This window comes from Clostridium sp. BJN0013, assembly GCF_040939125.1.
GTDB lineage: Bacteria > Bacillota > Clostridia > Clostridiales > Clostridiaceae > Clostridium_B.
This window is the reverse complement of sequence record NZ_CP162495.1, coordinates 853,421-869,713: the sequence shown is the minus strand read 5'-3', so window position 1 is coordinate 869,713 and position 16,293 is coordinate 853,421. Positions and strand designations below refer to the sequence as shown.

The 16,293-nt window shown below is 32.4% G+C and carries 16 protein-coding genes; all 16 read right to left on the bottom strand.

Going from position 1 to position 16,293, the window contains the following annotated elements; translation table 11 throughout:
• Nucleotides 1–11 precede the first annotated feature (11 nt).
• The 16 genes from AB3K27_RS04565 to AB3K27_RS04490 all read right to left on the bottom strand — a co-directional run bounded on the left by AB3K27_RS04565 (nucleotide 12) and on the right by AB3K27_RS04490 (nucleotide 16,155).
• On the bottom strand, nucleotides 12–1,142 hold the full coding sequence (locus tag AB3K27_RS04565; RefSeq protein ID WP_368490071.1) for a Coenzyme F420 hydrogenase/dehydrogenase, beta subunit C-terminal domain: 1,131 nt from the start codon (nucleotides 1,140–1,142) through the stop codon (nucleotides 12–14).
• 254 nt (nucleotides 1,143–1,396) lie between these two features.
• Nucleotides 1,397–2,650, bottom strand: coding sequence for a glycosyltransferase family 4 protein (locus tag AB3K27_RS04560; RefSeq protein WP_368490070.1), 1,254 nt, complete (start codon nucleotides 2,648–2,650; stop codon nucleotides 1,397–1,399).
• 12 nt (nucleotides 2,651–2,662) lie between these two features.
• A complete protein-coding gene (locus AB3K27_RS04555) occupies nucleotides 2,663–3,598 on the bottom strand; it encodes a GDP-L-fucose synthase family protein (protein WP_368490068.1) in 936 nt (311 codons plus the stop codon).
• A gap of 18 nt (nucleotides 3,599–3,616) precedes the next feature.
• Nucleotides 3,617–4,693: a glycosyltransferase gene (locus AB3K27_RS04550; RefSeq protein WP_368490067.1), complete on the bottom strand. Its 1,077-nt coding sequence runs from the start codon at nucleotides 4,691–4,693 to the stop codon at nucleotides 3,617–3,619.
• 2 nt (nucleotides 4,694–4,695) lie between these two features.
• Entirely contained in the window at nucleotides 4,696–5,778 is a 1,083-nt protein-coding gene (gene gmd / locus AB3K27_RS04545; protein ID WP_368490065.1) for a GDP-mannose 4,6-dehydratase, read from the bottom strand.
• A gap of 40 nt (nucleotides 5,779–5,818) precedes the next feature.
• On the bottom strand, nucleotides 5,819–7,168 hold the full coding sequence (locus tag AB3K27_RS04540; protein ID WP_368491168.1) for a UDP-glucose/GDP-mannose dehydrogenase family protein: 1,350 nt from the start codon (nucleotides 7,166–7,168) through the stop codon (nucleotides 5,819–5,821).
• 130 nt (nucleotides 7,169–7,298) lie between these two features.
• Nucleotides 7,299–7,922, bottom strand: coding sequence for a sugar transferase (locus AB3K27_RS04535; RefSeq protein WP_368491167.1), 624 nt, complete (start codon nucleotides 7,920–7,922; stop codon nucleotides 7,299–7,301).
• A gap of 753 nt (nucleotides 7,923–8,675) precedes the next feature.
• On the bottom strand, nucleotides 8,676–9,323 hold the full coding sequence (locus tag AB3K27_RS04530) for an RNA polymerase sigma factor (RefSeq protein ID WP_368490064.1): 648 nt from the start codon (nucleotides 9,321–9,323) through the stop codon (nucleotides 8,676–8,678).
• A 251-nt stretch (nucleotides 9,324–9,574) separates the two neighbouring features.
• The gene (locus AB3K27_RS04525) at nucleotides 9,575–9,793 is read right to left on the bottom strand and encodes a DUF2922 domain-containing protein (protein ID WP_368490063.1); all 219 of its coding nucleotides are present in this window, start codon (nucleotides 9,791–9,793) and stop codon (nucleotides 9,575–9,577) included.
• A gap of 158 nt (nucleotides 9,794–9,951) precedes the next feature.
• Nucleotides 9,952–10,176, bottom strand: a complete 225-nt coding sequence (locus tag AB3K27_RS04520; RefSeq protein ID WP_368490062.1) for a DUF1659 domain-containing protein — start codon at nucleotides 10,174–10,176, stop codon at nucleotides 9,952–9,954.
• Nucleotides 10,177–10,279: 103 nt separating this feature from the next.
• Nucleotides 10,280–11,005, bottom strand: a complete 726-nt coding sequence (locus tag AB3K27_RS04515; protein WP_368490061.1) for a CpsD/CapB family tyrosine-protein kinase — start codon at nucleotides 11,003–11,005, stop codon at nucleotides 10,280–10,282.
• Between the two features lie 34 nt (nucleotides 11,006–11,039).
• Entirely contained in the window at nucleotides 11,040–11,807 is a 768-nt protein-coding gene (locus AB3K27_RS04510) for a tyrosine-protein phosphatase (RefSeq protein WP_368490060.1), read from the bottom strand.
• Nucleotides 11,808–11,929: 122 nt separating this feature from the next.
• On the bottom strand, nucleotides 11,930–12,616 hold the full coding sequence (locus AB3K27_RS04505; RefSeq protein ID WP_368490059.1) for a YveK family protein: 687 nt from the start codon (nucleotides 12,614–12,616) through the stop codon (nucleotides 11,930–11,932).
• A 27-nt stretch (nucleotides 12,617–12,643) separates the two neighbouring features.
• On the bottom strand, nucleotides 12,644–13,684 hold the full coding sequence (locus tag AB3K27_RS04500) for a DUF2140 domain-containing protein (RefSeq protein WP_368490058.1): 1,041 nt from the start codon (nucleotides 13,682–13,684) through the stop codon (nucleotides 12,644–12,646).
• 153 nt (nucleotides 13,685–13,837) lie between these two features.
• Complete coding sequence (locus AB3K27_RS04495) at nucleotides 13,838–14,281, bottom strand: cell wall-binding repeat-containing protein (RefSeq protein WP_368490057.1); 444 nt, start codon at nucleotides 14,279–14,281, stop codon at nucleotides 13,838–13,840.
• 182 nt (nucleotides 14,282–14,463) lie between these two features.
• Nucleotides 14,464–16,155 carry a cell wall-binding repeat-containing protein gene (locus tag AB3K27_RS04490; protein ID WP_368490056.1) on the bottom strand — a complete coding sequence of 564 codons (1,692 nt, stop codon included), beginning with the start codon at nucleotides 16,153–16,155 and terminating at the stop codon, nucleotides 14,464–14,466.
• Nucleotides 16,156–16,293: the final 138 nt, after the last annotated feature.

Sequence of the window (16,293 nt, the reverse complement as noted above, 5' to 3'; positions counted from 1 at the left end):
CTTATATTGCCTTATCTTTTTAAAATTTTTTTAACCTTTAAACAAAGTAAATCTGCCAAAAAAATGCATCCGTATTTATTAATCAATTTACAAATTTGTGTATTCTCATAATCTTTCCAAAATATTTGACGTCTATCTGACATTTTCGTAGGCGATTTCAAATTTGGTTGCTCACATTCTGCTTCATTGCTTTCACAAATATCAATATAATTTCTAATTTTTTGAAATAATTCCATTCCTTGTCCAGTATTGACTAAAACAAGAGAAACACCATTTTTATCATAGAACTCTGGATGTTTACCTCTTATTCCCCAAAAATCACCGATTGTTATATCTCCAACACGATTAAGATTTGTGAATTTGCAATTATGGCACGATGGCCTCATAGCTACATCGCCGAACAAGACCCTCTTAATAGCATCCAGTTGGATTTCTCGCGACCCATTTTTTACAATTATTACCGGGTGTTCCCAACCGTTTCTTTTATCTTTAAATGTCACATAATCTACTTTTATATGCTGTTTTTTCTCAATTGCTGTAATATAGTCTTTCCAGATTTTTGGACTTGGTACACCATGACAAACAAGGTCACAAGTATAAAGTGTTGTCAAATCTAAGCGTTTTTGTTCTAAAAAATTCAGAAGGCCAGATACCTGGCATGGAGTACCAACAAAGAGTACTGTTTCTCCTGCTTTTAAACAGTTTTCAATCTGAGCAAACGAATCATGTAATTCACTCTGCAGATATTTAGAACCTTTCAGTCTGTCCCGCTCTTCTCGCGTCCTACAAAACACATGTTCAACAATATGCTGCTCATAGTTATAAGCAGCACCACATACAACACCGCCCAAATTTAAGATATAATCAGAAATTGCTGAAAACATGCCACCCGAAGAGCTAGTGTGTATAATCTCCGTGCTTTTATTTTTAACCGCATAAAACTTCAGCGGATACTTTTCAGACGGTGTTTTAAACCCACAAACTTTCTGACAAAGCCTACAATTCATGCATTTATCCCAAACAATTTCTGGATATAGAAATCCTTCTGAATCCTTTTGCATCACTATTGCATTTTGTGGGCAAACATTCACGCATGCAGTACATCCTGAACAATTCTTTTTATATGTATACAAATCCATCATCCAGTTCCCCTTAACTTCCTTTAATCTCTGAAATACAAATCTCTAGTATAAACCTTATCCATAACATCTGCCAGTTCTACATTGAAGCAGTTGCCACAATAACATCGAAAGTAGACTTAAATACCTCCATCTCGTTAACAACCTTACCCTTTTTGCCAATATCATGTTTTGCCGATTTTCAGGGTATATTCCAAACATCTAAGGTAACCTACCGTTGTTCTAGTCCTTTAAACCTACTTGCCTTGACCACAGGATCAGCAGCTCAAAATCTCATCTATGTACTTCTTGACACTGACATCCTTGGTCAAATTTTTGATCAGATACTCGTGTCCACGCATGCCCATGGCCTTCTGCCTAGGATCCCCCGCGTGGTCGATAAACCATCGTAAATTGGCTTCTACAGCCGCATAATCTCCCGGTTCGCATACTAAACCGCACTGTGTCTCTTCCATAATGAGTCTTGCTTCAGCACCTTCTTCCATAACACCGATGACCAGCTTGCCCACTGCCATAATACCATATAGCTTAGAAGGAACGGAAACACCCTTAATCCCCTTAGCATTCACACACCACTGGCAATCAGCCGCATTAAGACTGTAAATCAGATCAGCTTTGTCCTGATACGGAATAAATACAACATTTGTCAGCTTATGTTCAATAACGTAATCTTCTATATCTTTCTTTTTACTTCCATCTCCCACAAAAGCAAAAACTACATCAGTTCTATCTTTAAATCTTCCAATAACCTTAATCAAATTTTCTAAATCATAGTAAAGTCCTATATTTCCTGAATACATTACTACTATTCTGTTTTCTAAACCATAGTTCTTTTTAAAAGCCAATACCTTTTCATTATCATCTGGTAAAGGATATATTTCTTTTTCATCAACCCAGTTGTTGATAAAAACATTCTTTGGAACATTTCTATTTTTAAATCTATCCCTTAAAGTTTTTTGCATATCTCTTCCAACTACTATTATTTTATCTGATCTTCTGCAAGAAAATCTATCTACCCACATTGCCATATTAAGTATAATTTTATTTTTACTATATCCTACTGCTATTGTTTGCTCTGGATTAAAGTCTTGTATATTGTAAATTAACTTTCCACCCTTAAACCATTTTCCAATTGTACCCAAAACTCCACCGATTATTGGAGGCTGGGATATTGTAAAAATATAGTCTTGTTCTTTAACTTTAAATGTTGCCCATACTGCTCTAAAGGAATATGCTAAAAGATTTTTAATTCTACTCTTTTTATTATCTTTAGTAAATTCAGGCACTCTTACCCTTATAACTTTTACCCCACTAATATTCTCGTAGTAGTATTTATCTACTTTATATTTCTCATCTATTTTTCCACTGTAACTAGGTACTACACAAATTACTGTAATATCAAATTTATCCTTCATACCTTCACATAATTCCTTTAATATCTGACCAGTTGAAGCAACATCAGGGTAATAATAATGAGCATATACTAATAGCTTTTTCTTTACATCCTTCATAGGTAATCCCTTCTACTTATTAATATAGTTCTCTCTAAACCACTTATAAGCCTTCTCGACCCCATTTCTAAGCTCAGTCTTATAAGTCCATCCTGCTGCCTCAAGTCTGCTTACATCAAGAAGCTTTCTAGGAGTTCCATCTGGTTTACTAGTATCAAATACCAATTTTCCCTCATACCTCATAACTTCCTTAACCAGTTCTGCGAGCCCTCTTATACTAATCTCCTTACCAGTGCCTATATTAAAGAAATCATTTCCTTCATATGTTTCCATCAAATAAATACATGCATCTGCCATATCCTCAGAATATAAGAACTCTCTTAGCGGAGTTCCACTTCCCCATACTACAACTTCTGGAGCATTGTTTTCTTTTGCTTCATGAAATCTTCTAATTAATGCTGGCATTACATGAGAATTTTCCAAGTGAAAGTTATCATAAGGTCCATATAAATTTGTAGGCATTACACTTATATAGTTTGTACCATACTGTTTATTAAAGAATTGACACATTTTAAGTCCAGATATTTTAGCCAATGCATAGGCTTCATTTGTTTCTTCCAAATATCCTGAAAGCAGATACTCTTCCTTTATAGGTTGTGGACACATTTTAGGATAAATGCATGAACTTCCAAGGAACATCAACTTCTTCACTTCATACTTATGAGCCATTCCTATGACATTATTTTGTATTTGTAAGTTTTCATATATAAAATCTGCTGGATAAGTACTATTTGCAAGAATTCCTCCTACTTTAGCTGCTGCTAAGAATACATATTCTGGTCTTTCTATTTTAAAAAATTCTTCAACTTCAGTGGAGTTTGTTAAATCAAGTTCACTGTGAGTCTTCCTAATTATATTTGTATAACCCTTTTCTTTTAACTTTCTAACTATAGCAGAACCAACCAATCCTCTATGTCCTGCTACATATATTTTACTGTCCTTTTTCACTTTCTTCACCCCTTAAAGTTAAGACAAACACCTTAATATGTCACTGGCTATATAATGTACTGAATTATTATATATTTTAGGTAAATTATTATAATTAAACGCCTTTTCTTTTACCCTTGCTAATAGCGTACCAATATTATCTTTATTAAACTCACCTTGTTTAATAGGCAAGACTATATCTAGCTTTATTAAATTTTCTAATGTTTTTCTATCCTCTGCAATTTCATTTCTTTCTATAACTAACATTGGTTTCTTGGCACATATAGCTTCTGCTACTGTTCCCCAACCTGCTTTAGTAATGACATAGTCCGATGCCTTAATGTAATCTTGGGTATTTAATGTATCTATTGAAAGCTTGTATGCATTTTTACCTTTTAGATTTACACCTTCTGTATAAATAAAATCATAAGGTAATCCTTCTATATCTATAGCCTCCTTTAAATGTACTGATCTACCTACGCTTACAAAAACTATAGGCTGCTTATGCACTCTTTTTATGGATTGTACATTTTCATCATTAAATTCTCTACAACATAATCCTAGATATTTTGGATTTTCTATATAATCTTTTACATATCCATACAAAGGATAAAACCAAACTTCATCAGCCATCTTATAATATTGTAAATATGTTTTATATATATCATTATTAAATAATTCCTTATATATTTCAACCCATGTAAAGTTGGATATAAGGATGGATTTAATACTTAGCCCCTTACAACATTTAAATATCCAAGAAGCTATATCTGAAATTACTAAATTCACTCCATTATTTATTAAAAAAGTATTTTCTTTTCTTATCTTATCATCCCATGAATTTATGAACTTTTCTAACTCATATTGTAATTTAATTTTATCTACTTCTATTTTACCTTTTTTTAAAATTAACCCTAAATCTACATCTTTTTCATAGAAAGCAACTCTGGGAGAAAATTCCTCTAAAAGTTGCTGCATAAAATGAATTTGATTTTTACCGCTTTTTATAATAATCTCTATTTCTCTAGATTTAGTTAATAATTCATGAATAATGGGTATATTTCTAGATGCATGTCCAAAACCATGATTAGATATATAAAATGCTATAGTTTTCATTGTTATTTTGTTATTGCAACTTCATCTTGTGCTAAGAATTCTTCAGTGCTTACCCCAGCAATTTGTCTCATATCAGCATCTACCATCATTTTTACTAACTCAGGAAAATCAACTTTTCTTTCCCATCCAAGTTCTCTTTCAGCCTTTGAACAATCTCCCCATAAAAGATCAACTTCTGCAGGTCTAAAATATTTTGGATTTATATCAACTAAAACTTTTCCAGTAGCTTTATCGTAACCTTTTTCCTCAACTTTAGTACCTCCCCATTCAATATCTATTCCTACTTCTTTAAAAGACAATTCTACAAACTCTCTTACAGTATGAGTTTCATTGGTAGCTATAACGTAATCCTGGGGTTTATCCTGCTGAAGTATAAGCCACATAGCCTCTACATAATCCCCTGCATATCCCCAATCTCTTTTAGCATCTAAGCTCCCTAATGACAATTTTTCCTGCTTTCCTGCCATTATACTAGCTACTGCCCTTGTTATTTTTCTTGTAACAAAGGTTTCTCCTCTTCTTGGAGATTCGTGATTAAATAATATTCCATTACATGCAAATAGGTTATAAGCTTCTCTATAATTAACTGTGATCCAGTAAGAGTAAAGTTTAGCTGCTCCATAAGGACTTTTGGGATAAAAAGGAGTTTTTTCACTTTGGGGTACTGTTTCTGGAAGTCCTCCAAATAGTTCTGAAGTAGATGCCTGATAAAACTTACACTTTAGTCCACTTTCCTTTATAGCATCAAGTATTCTCAGTGTACCTATGCCATCTGTTTCGGCAGTATACTCTGGAATTTCAAAGGAAACCTGTACATGACTTTGAGCTGCTAAATTGTATATTTCATCTGGCTGAACTTTTTCTATTAATCTATTTAAGTTACTTGAATCCGTTAGATCACCATGATGAAGAAAAAGATGTCTATTTCCTATTTCAGGATTTTCAAATAGATGGTCTATTCTCTTAGTATTGAAGGTACTAGCTCTTCTAATTATTCCATGTACTTCATATCCCTTTTCTAGTAAAAATTCTGTTAAATAGGAACCATCCTGTCCCGTTATTCCAGTTATTAATACCTTTTTCAAAATCATTCATCCCTTCTTTACACTCTAAACCGAATTTATTTTAAATAATCGTAGCTGCCACTTCACTTTTAACATCTTTCACTAAATTCAAAACAGCTTCTCTTCCAACAGAATGATATTCTACAGCTTTTTTTTCTACTTCACTAATTTTATAACAATTTCTCCCATCAAATATAATAGGGATATTCATTAATTTCTCATATACACTTAAGTCTAAAGACTTAATTTCATCCCATTCAGTGAATATAAACGCTACATCTGCATCTTTTAAAGTTTCTTCTACAGTTTTCCCATATATGATTTTACTTGGAAATAATTTTTTAAAATTTTTTTCTCCAACAGGATCATATGCAGCAATTTCTGCTCCTTCTTCTAGCAGCCTTCTTACATTAGGTATGGAAGCTGCCTCTCTTAAATCGTCTGTTCCCGGTTTAAAAGTCAATCCAAGTACCGCTGCCTTTAGTCCTTTTAAACTTCCAAATCTCTGCTTGGCTGCTCTAAAGAGTTTATATTTTTGGTTTTGGTTTACTTCTATGGTTGCCTTTATTGTCTTTAGTTCATACCCGTTATCATTTGCAAGCCAGTGAAGTGCTTTAGTATCCTTTGGGAAACAGGAACCGCCATACCCGATACCTGCTTTTAAAAATTTATCTCCTATTCTTGGATCATAGCTCATTCCTTTTGTTACATCCTCAATATCTGCTCCAACAATTTCGCAAAAATTGGCAATTTCATTTATAAATGATATCTTTAATGCTAAAAAGTCATTAGAAGCATACTTTATCATCTCAGCACTTCTCCTATTAGTTACAACTATTGGTTGATTAAATCTCTCATATACCTTTTCTAGAATAATTCTAGCTTTATTTGATTCAACTCCTATTACTATTCTATTAGCATATAATGTATCTTTGACTGCTGTTCCTTGAGCTAAAAATTCTGGATTTGAAGCCACTTCTATGTAAACATCATTTTTTAGATGCTCCCTTAAAAATTCTTCTACTTTATCATTAGTTCCTATTGGAACTGTTGACTTAACAACAACCAAACAATTTTTCTCTACATTTTCAGCTATTTGTTCTGCTACATCATATACATAATCTAAATTAGCCGAACCATCTTCTCTTTCTGGGGTACTCACCCCTATAAATATTATATCGGCATCTTTATATGCTGATTTACAATCAATTGTAAAATTTAATCTGCCTTCTTCATAATTTTTTTTAAGTATTTCCTCTAACCCAGGTTCATATATTGGACATATTCCTTGTCTCATAAGTTCAACCTTTTTTTTATCTATGTCAACACAAGTTATATTATGACCTAAATGAGATAAACAAGCAGCTGTTACTAAGCCCACATAACCAGTTCCTGCAATTACAATTTTCATCATTTTTACACCCTTTCAACCTTGAAATTATTTTTAACTACTTACATCCGTATTCTTTCAATAAAAGTTTCGAGTGCAATTTTCCACATTTTCATTTTCAATTCCACACCAATATCATACAAAGCGCATGCTACGCCGCATTCTCATCCCCAAAAAACACTCCCAAAGTTTTAAAGATAAGCTTAAAATCAAGCAAAGTATTTCTCATTTCTATGTATTTAATATCCAGTTCCATCCATCTTTCGAAATCTACATTGCTTCTGCCCATAACCTGCCAGTAACAAGTTAATCCAGGCTTGGCCAATAATTTAATCTTTTGCTTCCGGGTAAACTTTACAACTTCTCTGGGAAGGTTAGGCCTTGGGCCTACCAGTGACATCTCTCCTTTAATCACATTAAACAATTGGGGAAGTTCATCAAGACTTGTCTTTCTTATAAATTTTCCTACTCTGGTAACTCTGGGGTCCTCTTTCATCTTAAACATAGGACCTGTCATTTCATTTTTGTCTTTAAGCTCGTCCAAAAGATCCTCAGCATTTTCCACCATAGACCTAAACTTGTACATCTTAAAGAGCCTTCCATTTAACCCCACTCTTTCTTGAGAAAATATAACAGCTCCTTTAGAATCCAGCTTAATAGCAACTGCAATAATCATCATAACAGGGGCAAATACTATAATTCCCAAAATGGAAAATATTATATCTGTCATTCTTTTAATAAAAATGTAAATAACACCTTTTTTGTATTTTTCCATATTTTCTACATATACTTCAATAACTCTACTTTGCAGTTCCGTCAATAGTTATCCCTCCTAATAAATCATTTTTTGCAATATTCACATAATATTCATTGCCATTATTATAATACCATAATTGGTAATAAGCAAGATTAAAACCATATTTTTTACAATATTATATAATATTCATTGCCATTATTATAATACCATAATTGGTAATAAGCAAGATTAAAACCATATTTTTTACAATATTCATATAAATTCATTGCCATTATTATAATACCATAATTGGTAATAAGCAAGATTAAAACCATATTTTTTACAATATTCACATAATATTCATTATTATTATTATAATATCATAATTGTTAACAAACAAAATTAAAATCATGTTTTATACAATATTCACATAATATTAATTGTCATTATTATAATATCATAATTGATAATAAACAAGATTAAAACCATATTTTTTACAATATTCACGTAATATTTATTGTTATTATTATAATATCATAATTGTTTTTATTATATACTTTTATCCAACAACCTTAAAGCTTTTTAATAAATAAGATATCTGGTAACTTAGACCAACTATATTCAGTTTACAATTTACAATTATGGAATAATTTTCTCGAGCTGTACTCCAGAAAATTTGGAAAAATATAGAGGCATTGAAAACTTTGTTTCAATACTTCTTAATTTTAGATTTTTGGTAGAAAAATCTTCATTTACTCTTAAATTTTAACTCTTAACTCTCAACTTCCAAAACTATACATAATCTTTTAAATACTCCTTCAAACTGTCAAGAGCTTTTTTCTTTTTATAAACTGCTGTTCTATAAGCTATTCCCTTTCTTATCGCATATTCTTTTAAGTCCTTTTCCAGTATATGATACCAGATTATTATATCTCTTTTTTCTTCAGGAAGCTTTTCAATGGCTTCCCGGAGCTTGATTTTATACTGCTTTTTTATAAAATCCTCTTCAATATTTTCTGTAGATGGTATCATGTCTGAGAGTTCATTTCCCTGGCTGTTACAACTATGAATACTGCAGCATCTGGGTTTTCTTGTATTATTCCTTATCTTCCAGTGGAAATTTTTCTTTACAGCACTTTTAGCATAAGCAGGAAAAGGATATTTTGAATTTAAATCATAACTGTGAATTGCCTTTATAAGGGAAACTCTTCCTTCTTGTATCATGTCTTCCATGGTGTATCCATTTATATAAATAAATCTGCATAGACTTATAATCATTCCATTAAATTTTTTACAAATTTCCTCTACTGCGATTTTGTCGCCACTTTTTGCCTTCTTCAGTAAATTTTCAAGGCGGGATATTTTGGGTAAATTATAGTTTGTATTTTCTTTGATTTCATGGCGTTTGTCCATTACAGTTCCGCTTTTGAAACCACACATTATTTTGTCCTCCCATAAAATTTATATCCTGTGAATTCTTTAGTAATTTTACATTTAACTATTTTTTGTTTTCTAATATTGTATTATAAATTGCAATTTTTGTGCATATTTATTCAATTGACAATTGACAATGTACAATTGACAATTTCGGTGGATTTTCCTCCGCTGTGCTCCAGAAAATCTATAATATAGATTTTTCGTAGAAAAATCCTCATCAATTGTCAATTCTCAATTGTCAACTGTCAATTATATTATTTTACTTCGAGTTCCGTAGTTGAACTTTCTAATATATGAGCTGAATCTATGGCTTGTAAATCCCCATTCTTTGAGGTAAATATATTTTTTGCAATAATTATTTCCATGGCAGTTTTTACTTCCTGGTCCGTTAAATTGTCTTTCACATTAGAAACCCTTATAGAAGTCTTTTTGCCTTCTTCAGTTAAGAAACTCATAACTAGTGCCCTACTCATGATTTTCACCACCCTTTTTTTCAATTCACAGTTTACGATTCACAATTCACAATTGTGGAGGATTTTCTTCCGCTACGCTTCAGAAAATCTATATTATAGATTTTTCAGAGAAAAATCATCATTAATTGTGAATTGTTAATTGTGCATTGTGCATTGTATTAAACATTTGTTATAGCACTTTCATCCTGCCTTACAATTTCATCTATTGTCTTTCCAAGAAGCTTTTCTATTTCCTTAGCAACATCGTAGATATCCTGGATAGGAGCAGTTATTTTTACATTTGAAAAACTTTGCTTCTTAATTATTTCTTTCCCCTGTGCATCTAGGCCGTCATTGTAGCTTAATATTATAGAAGTTTCCAGTAAGGTTGAACTTGCAGCCATTTAAATCATCTCCCTTCACATAGTATATATGCAGCTTTTTAAAAATAGGCAAAAAATAAAAAAGGTAAAGTACAATAAAACCTTTACCTTTTTGCATGCATTATTATTTCTTTTTATTTTCCTTCTTATGGTCATTAGTTTTACTGTGCCCATCATTATAGTAGTACTGATAATAATAACCATAATAACCCTTTTCCCTTACTTCCAGCTTATTTAAAACAATACCTAATATATTGGCATTTACTTTTAACAAAAGCTCTTTTGCCCGCACTGCAGCCTCCCTTTCTACCTGAGAAGATGCCACTACAAGAATACATCCATCTGCACAACGCGCTAAAAGCTGGGCATCTGTTACCGCCACTACAGGTGGGGTGTCTATTATTATGTATTCAAATTTATCCTTTAAGCTTTCTAAAAAAGTCTCCATTTTTTTAGAAGCCAAAAGTTCCGAAGGGTTTGGGGGACGTGTCCCTGAAGTTAAAAGCTTTAAATTTTCTATTACAGTTTCTTTGACAACCTCTTCAAATTCAACTTTTCCTGCTAAAACATCGGATAGTCCTTTTTCATTTGAAACAAAAAATATTTTATGTAACCTTGGCTTTCTCTCATCGCAGTCTACTAGAATAGTTCTGGCACCTGACTCTGCCATAACTACTGCCAGATTAGAACAGGTTGTAGATTTTCCTTCTCCCGGCACGGAGCTTGTCAGCATTATGGTCTGTATCTTCTTATCAAAAGAAGAGAACTGAATATTGGTTCTTAAAGTTCTATAAGCTTCTGCAATAGGAACTTTAGGATTCTTTACGGTAACAATATCGGGTTTTTCCATTATCTTCACTCCATTTATATCTCAAATAATACTCTCATTTTTTTAAAAACTTAAATATACTTTTTCTTTCTTTTATTCTTTCACTAACAAATTCTATAAATTGATTTTTTAACAATCTTTCACAATTACTTTGTAGCATTTCAAATATACCGCTTTTAAATTCAGCAGCAATTTTAAGGGCCTCACTAATACCCGGACTTCTCCCTGTTGTAGAATGAGCATCAGAAGCTATAAAACTGCAAACTCCGCTGCTTATTAAAATTTCTGCAGTACTTTTTACTTTTTTTCCAAAAATCCCTTTTATGCTTCCGGTATTTATTTGTAACAAACATCTTTCATCTAAAAATTCATTTATTTTAGAAGGCTTATCTATAATATACTTATACCTTTCAGGATGAGCTAAAATTGGCCGTATTCCCATAACTTGAAGTTCATATATAATATCTAAAGCATCCTTTAGCAGCACAGTCATAGGAAACTCTACCAGAATATAATCAGTTCCTTCAATACATCCTACTTTCCCCAATTTATAATCCTTCAGGATATATTTATCTAAAAATACTTCCTGACCCAAAACAATATTTACAGCTATATTTGCTTTCTTTGCTGCACTTCTCACCTGCTGACCTAACTTCATTATGTCCTCGTAACTATTTTCATAGTATCCCCTATAAAAATGTGGAGTTGCCACTATGGTTTTTACTCCATCCAATTCCGCAAGTTTAAGCATTTTCAAGGTTTCATCCATGGATTTTGAACCATCATCTACCCCTGGAAGTATGTGGCTGTGTATATCTACCATACTTTCACCTCAATCTTTTTCAACTCACAATTCACAATTTACATTTCACAATTAATGTAGATTTTTCGTAGAAAAATCATCTTTCATTCATTGTGCATTGTGAATGGCCAATTGTGAATTGTCTAAACTTCTCCTCTAGGTATTATACCTATTATAGGCATGTCTAAATATCTTGCTACATCTTCTTCTGTCTTTATGGTATTATCCATACATTCCAGCATAAAGGAAAACCCTACAGAAGCCATCAATCCAACAAAAAATGCAATAGCCATGTTTAATGCCTTTTTAGGCTTTATAGGTTTATCTGGAAATTGAACCTTATCCATAACCTGTATATCTCCTCCTGTAGGAAATACTCTTTTAGATTCAGATACAAAAGCCTGCACTACTGCATTTACCATATTTACAGCCTGTTTAGGATCTTTACTTTGTCCCGTTATTTGTAAAATCTGAGTACCCTCCTGAGGTGCAGCAGAAATCTTCTTCTTAAGTTCCCCAACTCCAATAGTACCCTTCAGCTTATTGCTTGTACTTTCCATAACAGTATTGGAGGATGCAATTTTAGCATAGGTTTTTACTAAATTTTGATACATCATTACATCATTGTATTGAGTGCTGTCCTTTCCATCACTTTCAGGTTTTCCTATAATTATAGTGGTAGTTGCCTCATAGGTAGGTTTTATTATGAAAAAACTCAAAATACCTGCCACTAAAGTACACACCACTGTCACTATTGCAATAAGCATCCTTCTCTTTTTTAATATATAGTAAAAATCTCTAAGATCCAGTGTTATTTCTTCTTCCTGCATGGGTATATCTCCTCCCCTTATTTTTGATTAATTTCCTATCATACCTGCCAGTATACTTACCTGAGACGTGTCTACATTTGAAAATACAGCAGCCTTTAATTCTGCTTTTTCAGTTTGAGATAATTGTCCATAAGCAGCCTTAACACTGCTTTCCTCTGAGTATGGATTATAAGATGAGTCTTTCATATTACTTACAACAGATATCATCTGTGATATAACTGCCTTTTGTGCCCCTGTACTGACAGAAGCTGAAGCCGCATTTAATCCACTTATTACACTATTAAGTGCCTGCTGCTTTTGGGAAGAAACTGGACTTGATGCACTAGTATCATTTTTGCTTTCAGCATCTTTCTCTGTGCTTTTTTTATTCACTTTGGAAGTATTACTTCCTTTATTGATTTTCGTATAGGAACTTGATTCCTTTATAGCAGAAGAATCCTCTATAAAATTTTTTATAGAACTAAGTTTTCCTTTTAATATATCTTCAATATTAAATTCTCTTTTTTCCAGTGTAACCAGAAGCTTTTTATCTTTCACACTTATAGACTTAATACCTACAGGAAGTTCTTTAATATTAATTGCTATGGAGTTTCCTTCAATATCTGCCCCACTTTTTAACTTTTGGCTCAACTTTTTTAGAATATAGGATTTAGGCAGGGTGACTTTACCTACTTTAAAATAGGCAGGAGTATATTTAATATGATCATTTTCAAGGGAAATGCTGCCCTGAGACCACAAAAGTAGATTTAGTCCTTTATAGCTGACAGGTACATAAAACCTCATGCTGTCATTTTCAAGTTCTGCCTCTACTGATTTTACTACCACATCATTTTTTCTATATTCTTTAAAGTACAGACATATAATCTGATTTACCTCATCTTTTGTCAGTTCTGCAGTAGAGTCTTCACTCTGGGCTTTAATTATTTTGTCAAAAAGCTGTACTGAAAATTTGTACTCAGGTGAACTGTAGGATGAATTCCAGAAAATACGTTTTGCAAAAATTGCCACTGCTAAAAGTATAATTATAAGTAAGCCTAGATTTCTTTTACTTTTTATTAATTTTTTCATATCTTTTCTCTCCAAAATTGAAAATTCTGCCACCATATCCTAGTATCTAAATTCATTTGTAAGCAAAGTTACAAACACCTTTGAATCACATACTTTTATTACAAATCTTTAATTACTCCTTATTTATTATAACATATATTTGTACAATAACTTTTAGAAACTTATTCCTAATTTGTCTGCTAGAGTAATAAGATCTGAAAGACTAATTCCAGCATCAATTACAGCATTTTCAAGACTAACTTTTTCAGAACTGGAAAGGCTGTTACAAAGTGCCTTTATATTTTCCGCATCCTCACTATAATCATAACTGGAGTCTTCCAAATATTTATTCCCGACTGTTATAACGTCTGATATTATTTCTTTTATATAACTCTTCACTACATCTGGAAGAGATTCTTCCACAGTTAAAAGTATAGGAATACTTTGACTGGCAGCTATAGGTGCTATGGAAAGAGCATCTGCATAATCTTCACCACTAGCAAGAATTACATAATCGGAAGTTGTCCATCCACTTTTTGATACCGCTGCAGAAGTTTCATATCTATCCTGTCCCCACAACCTCTCAGAATCAGCAAATGCTCTTTTAGGTAAAATCACATTTACTGATGTTATTAAAAAATGCTTAGTACACTATTTAAAAATATTTTATTTTTTTAATCATGAATAACTCCTTTTCTATTAAAAATTTTTTATTAAACTAATTTATTATAGAACTCAGATTAAAAACCTGAGTTCTATACTTTAATTAACCTTAAATTAATATATAATTTAGTACCTATTTAGTTGCTTTTAGGAATAACCTTTACTCTAACATAACTACTTCCATCTACATAAATAGTATACGTTCCTGTAATATCGGTTCCTTTAGCCGGCATCAATAAATGTACTAATTTTTTGGCAGCAACTTTTGCAATGTAGTTAGATTTATATAAAACAGAATTTCCTTTTTTAATACTATTTACTTCAAATCCCATAACTTTAAGATCTAATGAACTTTCTGGTGATGATGAATTATTATGAAAATAATAATCTATTTTTTCAATCAAATCTGTCCTAAAATCATTATAATCATAAGTACTTCCAAGCTTTTTCTCTATTTGAGTTACTATGGCATCTGCATCCAATTTACCCTCACTATCAAAATATCTAGAACCCAAACTTCCAAAAAATGCAGCTAAGCTTTTAGTACTTCCATCAACTTTTACTGTTATATTTTTGTTATATAGTATGTCCAATTTATCATTAACTTTGTCCACATCGTCTCTTATCTGCTGTTCATCTACACTGCCTGTACTATTATATCTATCTTCAGCCTCTTCAAATATACCTTCAATAGAATTTACGTTATCCTTCTTTAATTGTACATTTATAGTACTGGAGTCATCATCCTCTATAGTAAAGTATTGACTGCCATTTATACTACTTACAAGTTCTTCATAAGAAGAGTTAGCCTTTACTATTGAAGTAATATTTGTATAATTAGCCAATGAATTAGGTATATTAGCAGTTCCACCTATTACTGTAAGAGTACATCCTTTATATCCTTTTGACTCAATAAACTTCAGGGTAGAGGAACTTAAAGTTTTTCCAGTTATTATGAGAGGATTTTTAAGCTTAGCTGCCAGAACTCCTCCTATAAGGGCATCTGCAAATTCATTTCCTGTTGGACCATTTCCTAGCGCCATATAAACATTTTTAAAACTAAAATCTGAAGCAAATTCAGTTAGTACTGCTACATTTGTTTCATATCTATCCGATCCTTCTAATCTCTTTGGAAATGGAAGTGAATTTTCAATGGAATTACTTACAGAAGCAGTCCCCCCTATTACATAAGTTTTAGTTATTTGAGAGTGTGATTTTATGTAATTTACTGTTACATCTGGTAAACTGGTGCCTCTTGTCAAAAGTATTGGCATTCCTTCTATGGCTGCAGCAGGACCTGCTGAAAGTGCATCGGCATATCCTTCACCGTTGGCGATAGTTGCCTTAGTAACAACTCCTAGCCGCCCAGCTATTTTTACAGAAGTTTCATACCTATCTTGTCCACCTATTCTTTCTACATCAGATATTCCCTGTGATTTTATGCTGTTTATCACATTATCTGATACTACCCCTGTTCCTCCAACTACAATTACATGTTTAACATCTAAGCTTTTTAATTCATTTAGTGCATTTTCATTTAAACTGCCTCCTGTGGTTAGCAGCACCGGAGCATCCTTAGCTTTTGCCAGAGGAATAGCACATAGGACATCTGCATACCCTTCTCCATTTGCCAGTATTGCATAATCAGATGACTGCCACCCTGCCTGTGCAACCTTTGCTGCTGTTTCATACCTGTCTGCACCACCCAGCCTGTCTACACCATCAGATGATGGATCTGCAGCTTTTACATTTATGGAAACTGTTGAACTAGCTATTAATAATGATGCTATACTGCAAGCAGATAAAATTTTTTTACCTTTTTTCTTCATATAAATCCCTCCTACTATATTTTTATAATGAAACTCATCCTCCTTACAGTCAGGTGAGTAAACCATTCACACCAAATGACAGCTTTAGACTCTTAGTTTAAATTTAACATATATTATTATACCATAAATATACCATAA

Bases quoted from the DNA above. Each gene is read 5' to 3' on its own strand.
- AB3K27_RS04565 (WP_368490071.1), bottom strand. From the start codon at position 1,142: ATGATGGATTTGTATACATATAAAAAGAATTGTTCAGGATGTACTGCA.
- AB3K27_RS04540 (WP_368491168.1), bottom strand. From the start codon at position 7,168: ATGAAAATTGTAATTGCAGGAACTGGTTATGTGGGCTTAGTAACAGCT.
- AB3K27_RS04510 (WP_368490060.1), bottom strand. From the start codon at position 11,807: ATGGTAGATATACACAGCCACATACTTCCAGGGGTAGATGATGGTTCA.
- AB3K27_RS04500 (WP_368490058.1), bottom strand. From the start codon at position 13,684: ATGAAAAAATTAATAAAAAGTAAAAGAAATCTAGGCTTACTTATAATT.
- AB3K27_RS04520 (WP_368490062.1), bottom strand. From the start codon at position 10,176: ATGGCTGCAAGTTCAACCTTACTGGAAACTTCTATAATATTAAGCTAC.
- AB3K27_RS04550 (WP_368490067.1), bottom strand. From the start codon at position 4,693: ATGAAAACTATAGCATTTTATATATCTAATCATGGTTTTGGACATGCA.
- AB3K27_RS04560 (WP_368490070.1), bottom strand. From the start codon at position 2,650: ATGAAGGATGTAAAGAAAAAGCTATTAGTATATGCTCATTATTATTAC.
- AB3K27_RS04525 (WP_368490063.1), bottom strand. From the start codon at position 9,793: ATGAGTAGGGCACTAGTTATGAGTTTCTTAACTGAAGAAGGCAAAAAG.
- AB3K27_RS04490 (WP_368490056.1), bottom strand. From the start codon at position 16,155: ATGAAGAAAAAAGGTAAAAAAATTTTATCTGCTTGCAGTATAGCATCA.
- AB3K27_RS04505 (WP_368490059.1), bottom strand. From the start codon at position 12,616: ATGCAGGAAGAAGAAATAACACTGGATCTTAGAGATTTTTACTATATA.
- AB3K27_RS04515 (WP_368490061.1), bottom strand. From the start codon at position 11,005: ATGGAAAAACCCGATATTGTTACCGTAAAGAATCCTAAAGTTCCTATT.
- AB3K27_RS04535 (WP_368491167.1), bottom strand. From the start codon at position 7,922: ATGGAAAAATACAAAAAAGGTGTTATTTACATTTTTATTAAAAGAATG.
- AB3K27_RS04530 (WP_368490064.1), bottom strand. From the start codon at position 9,323: ATGTGTGGTTTCAAAAGCGGAACTGTAATGGACAAACGCCATGAAATC.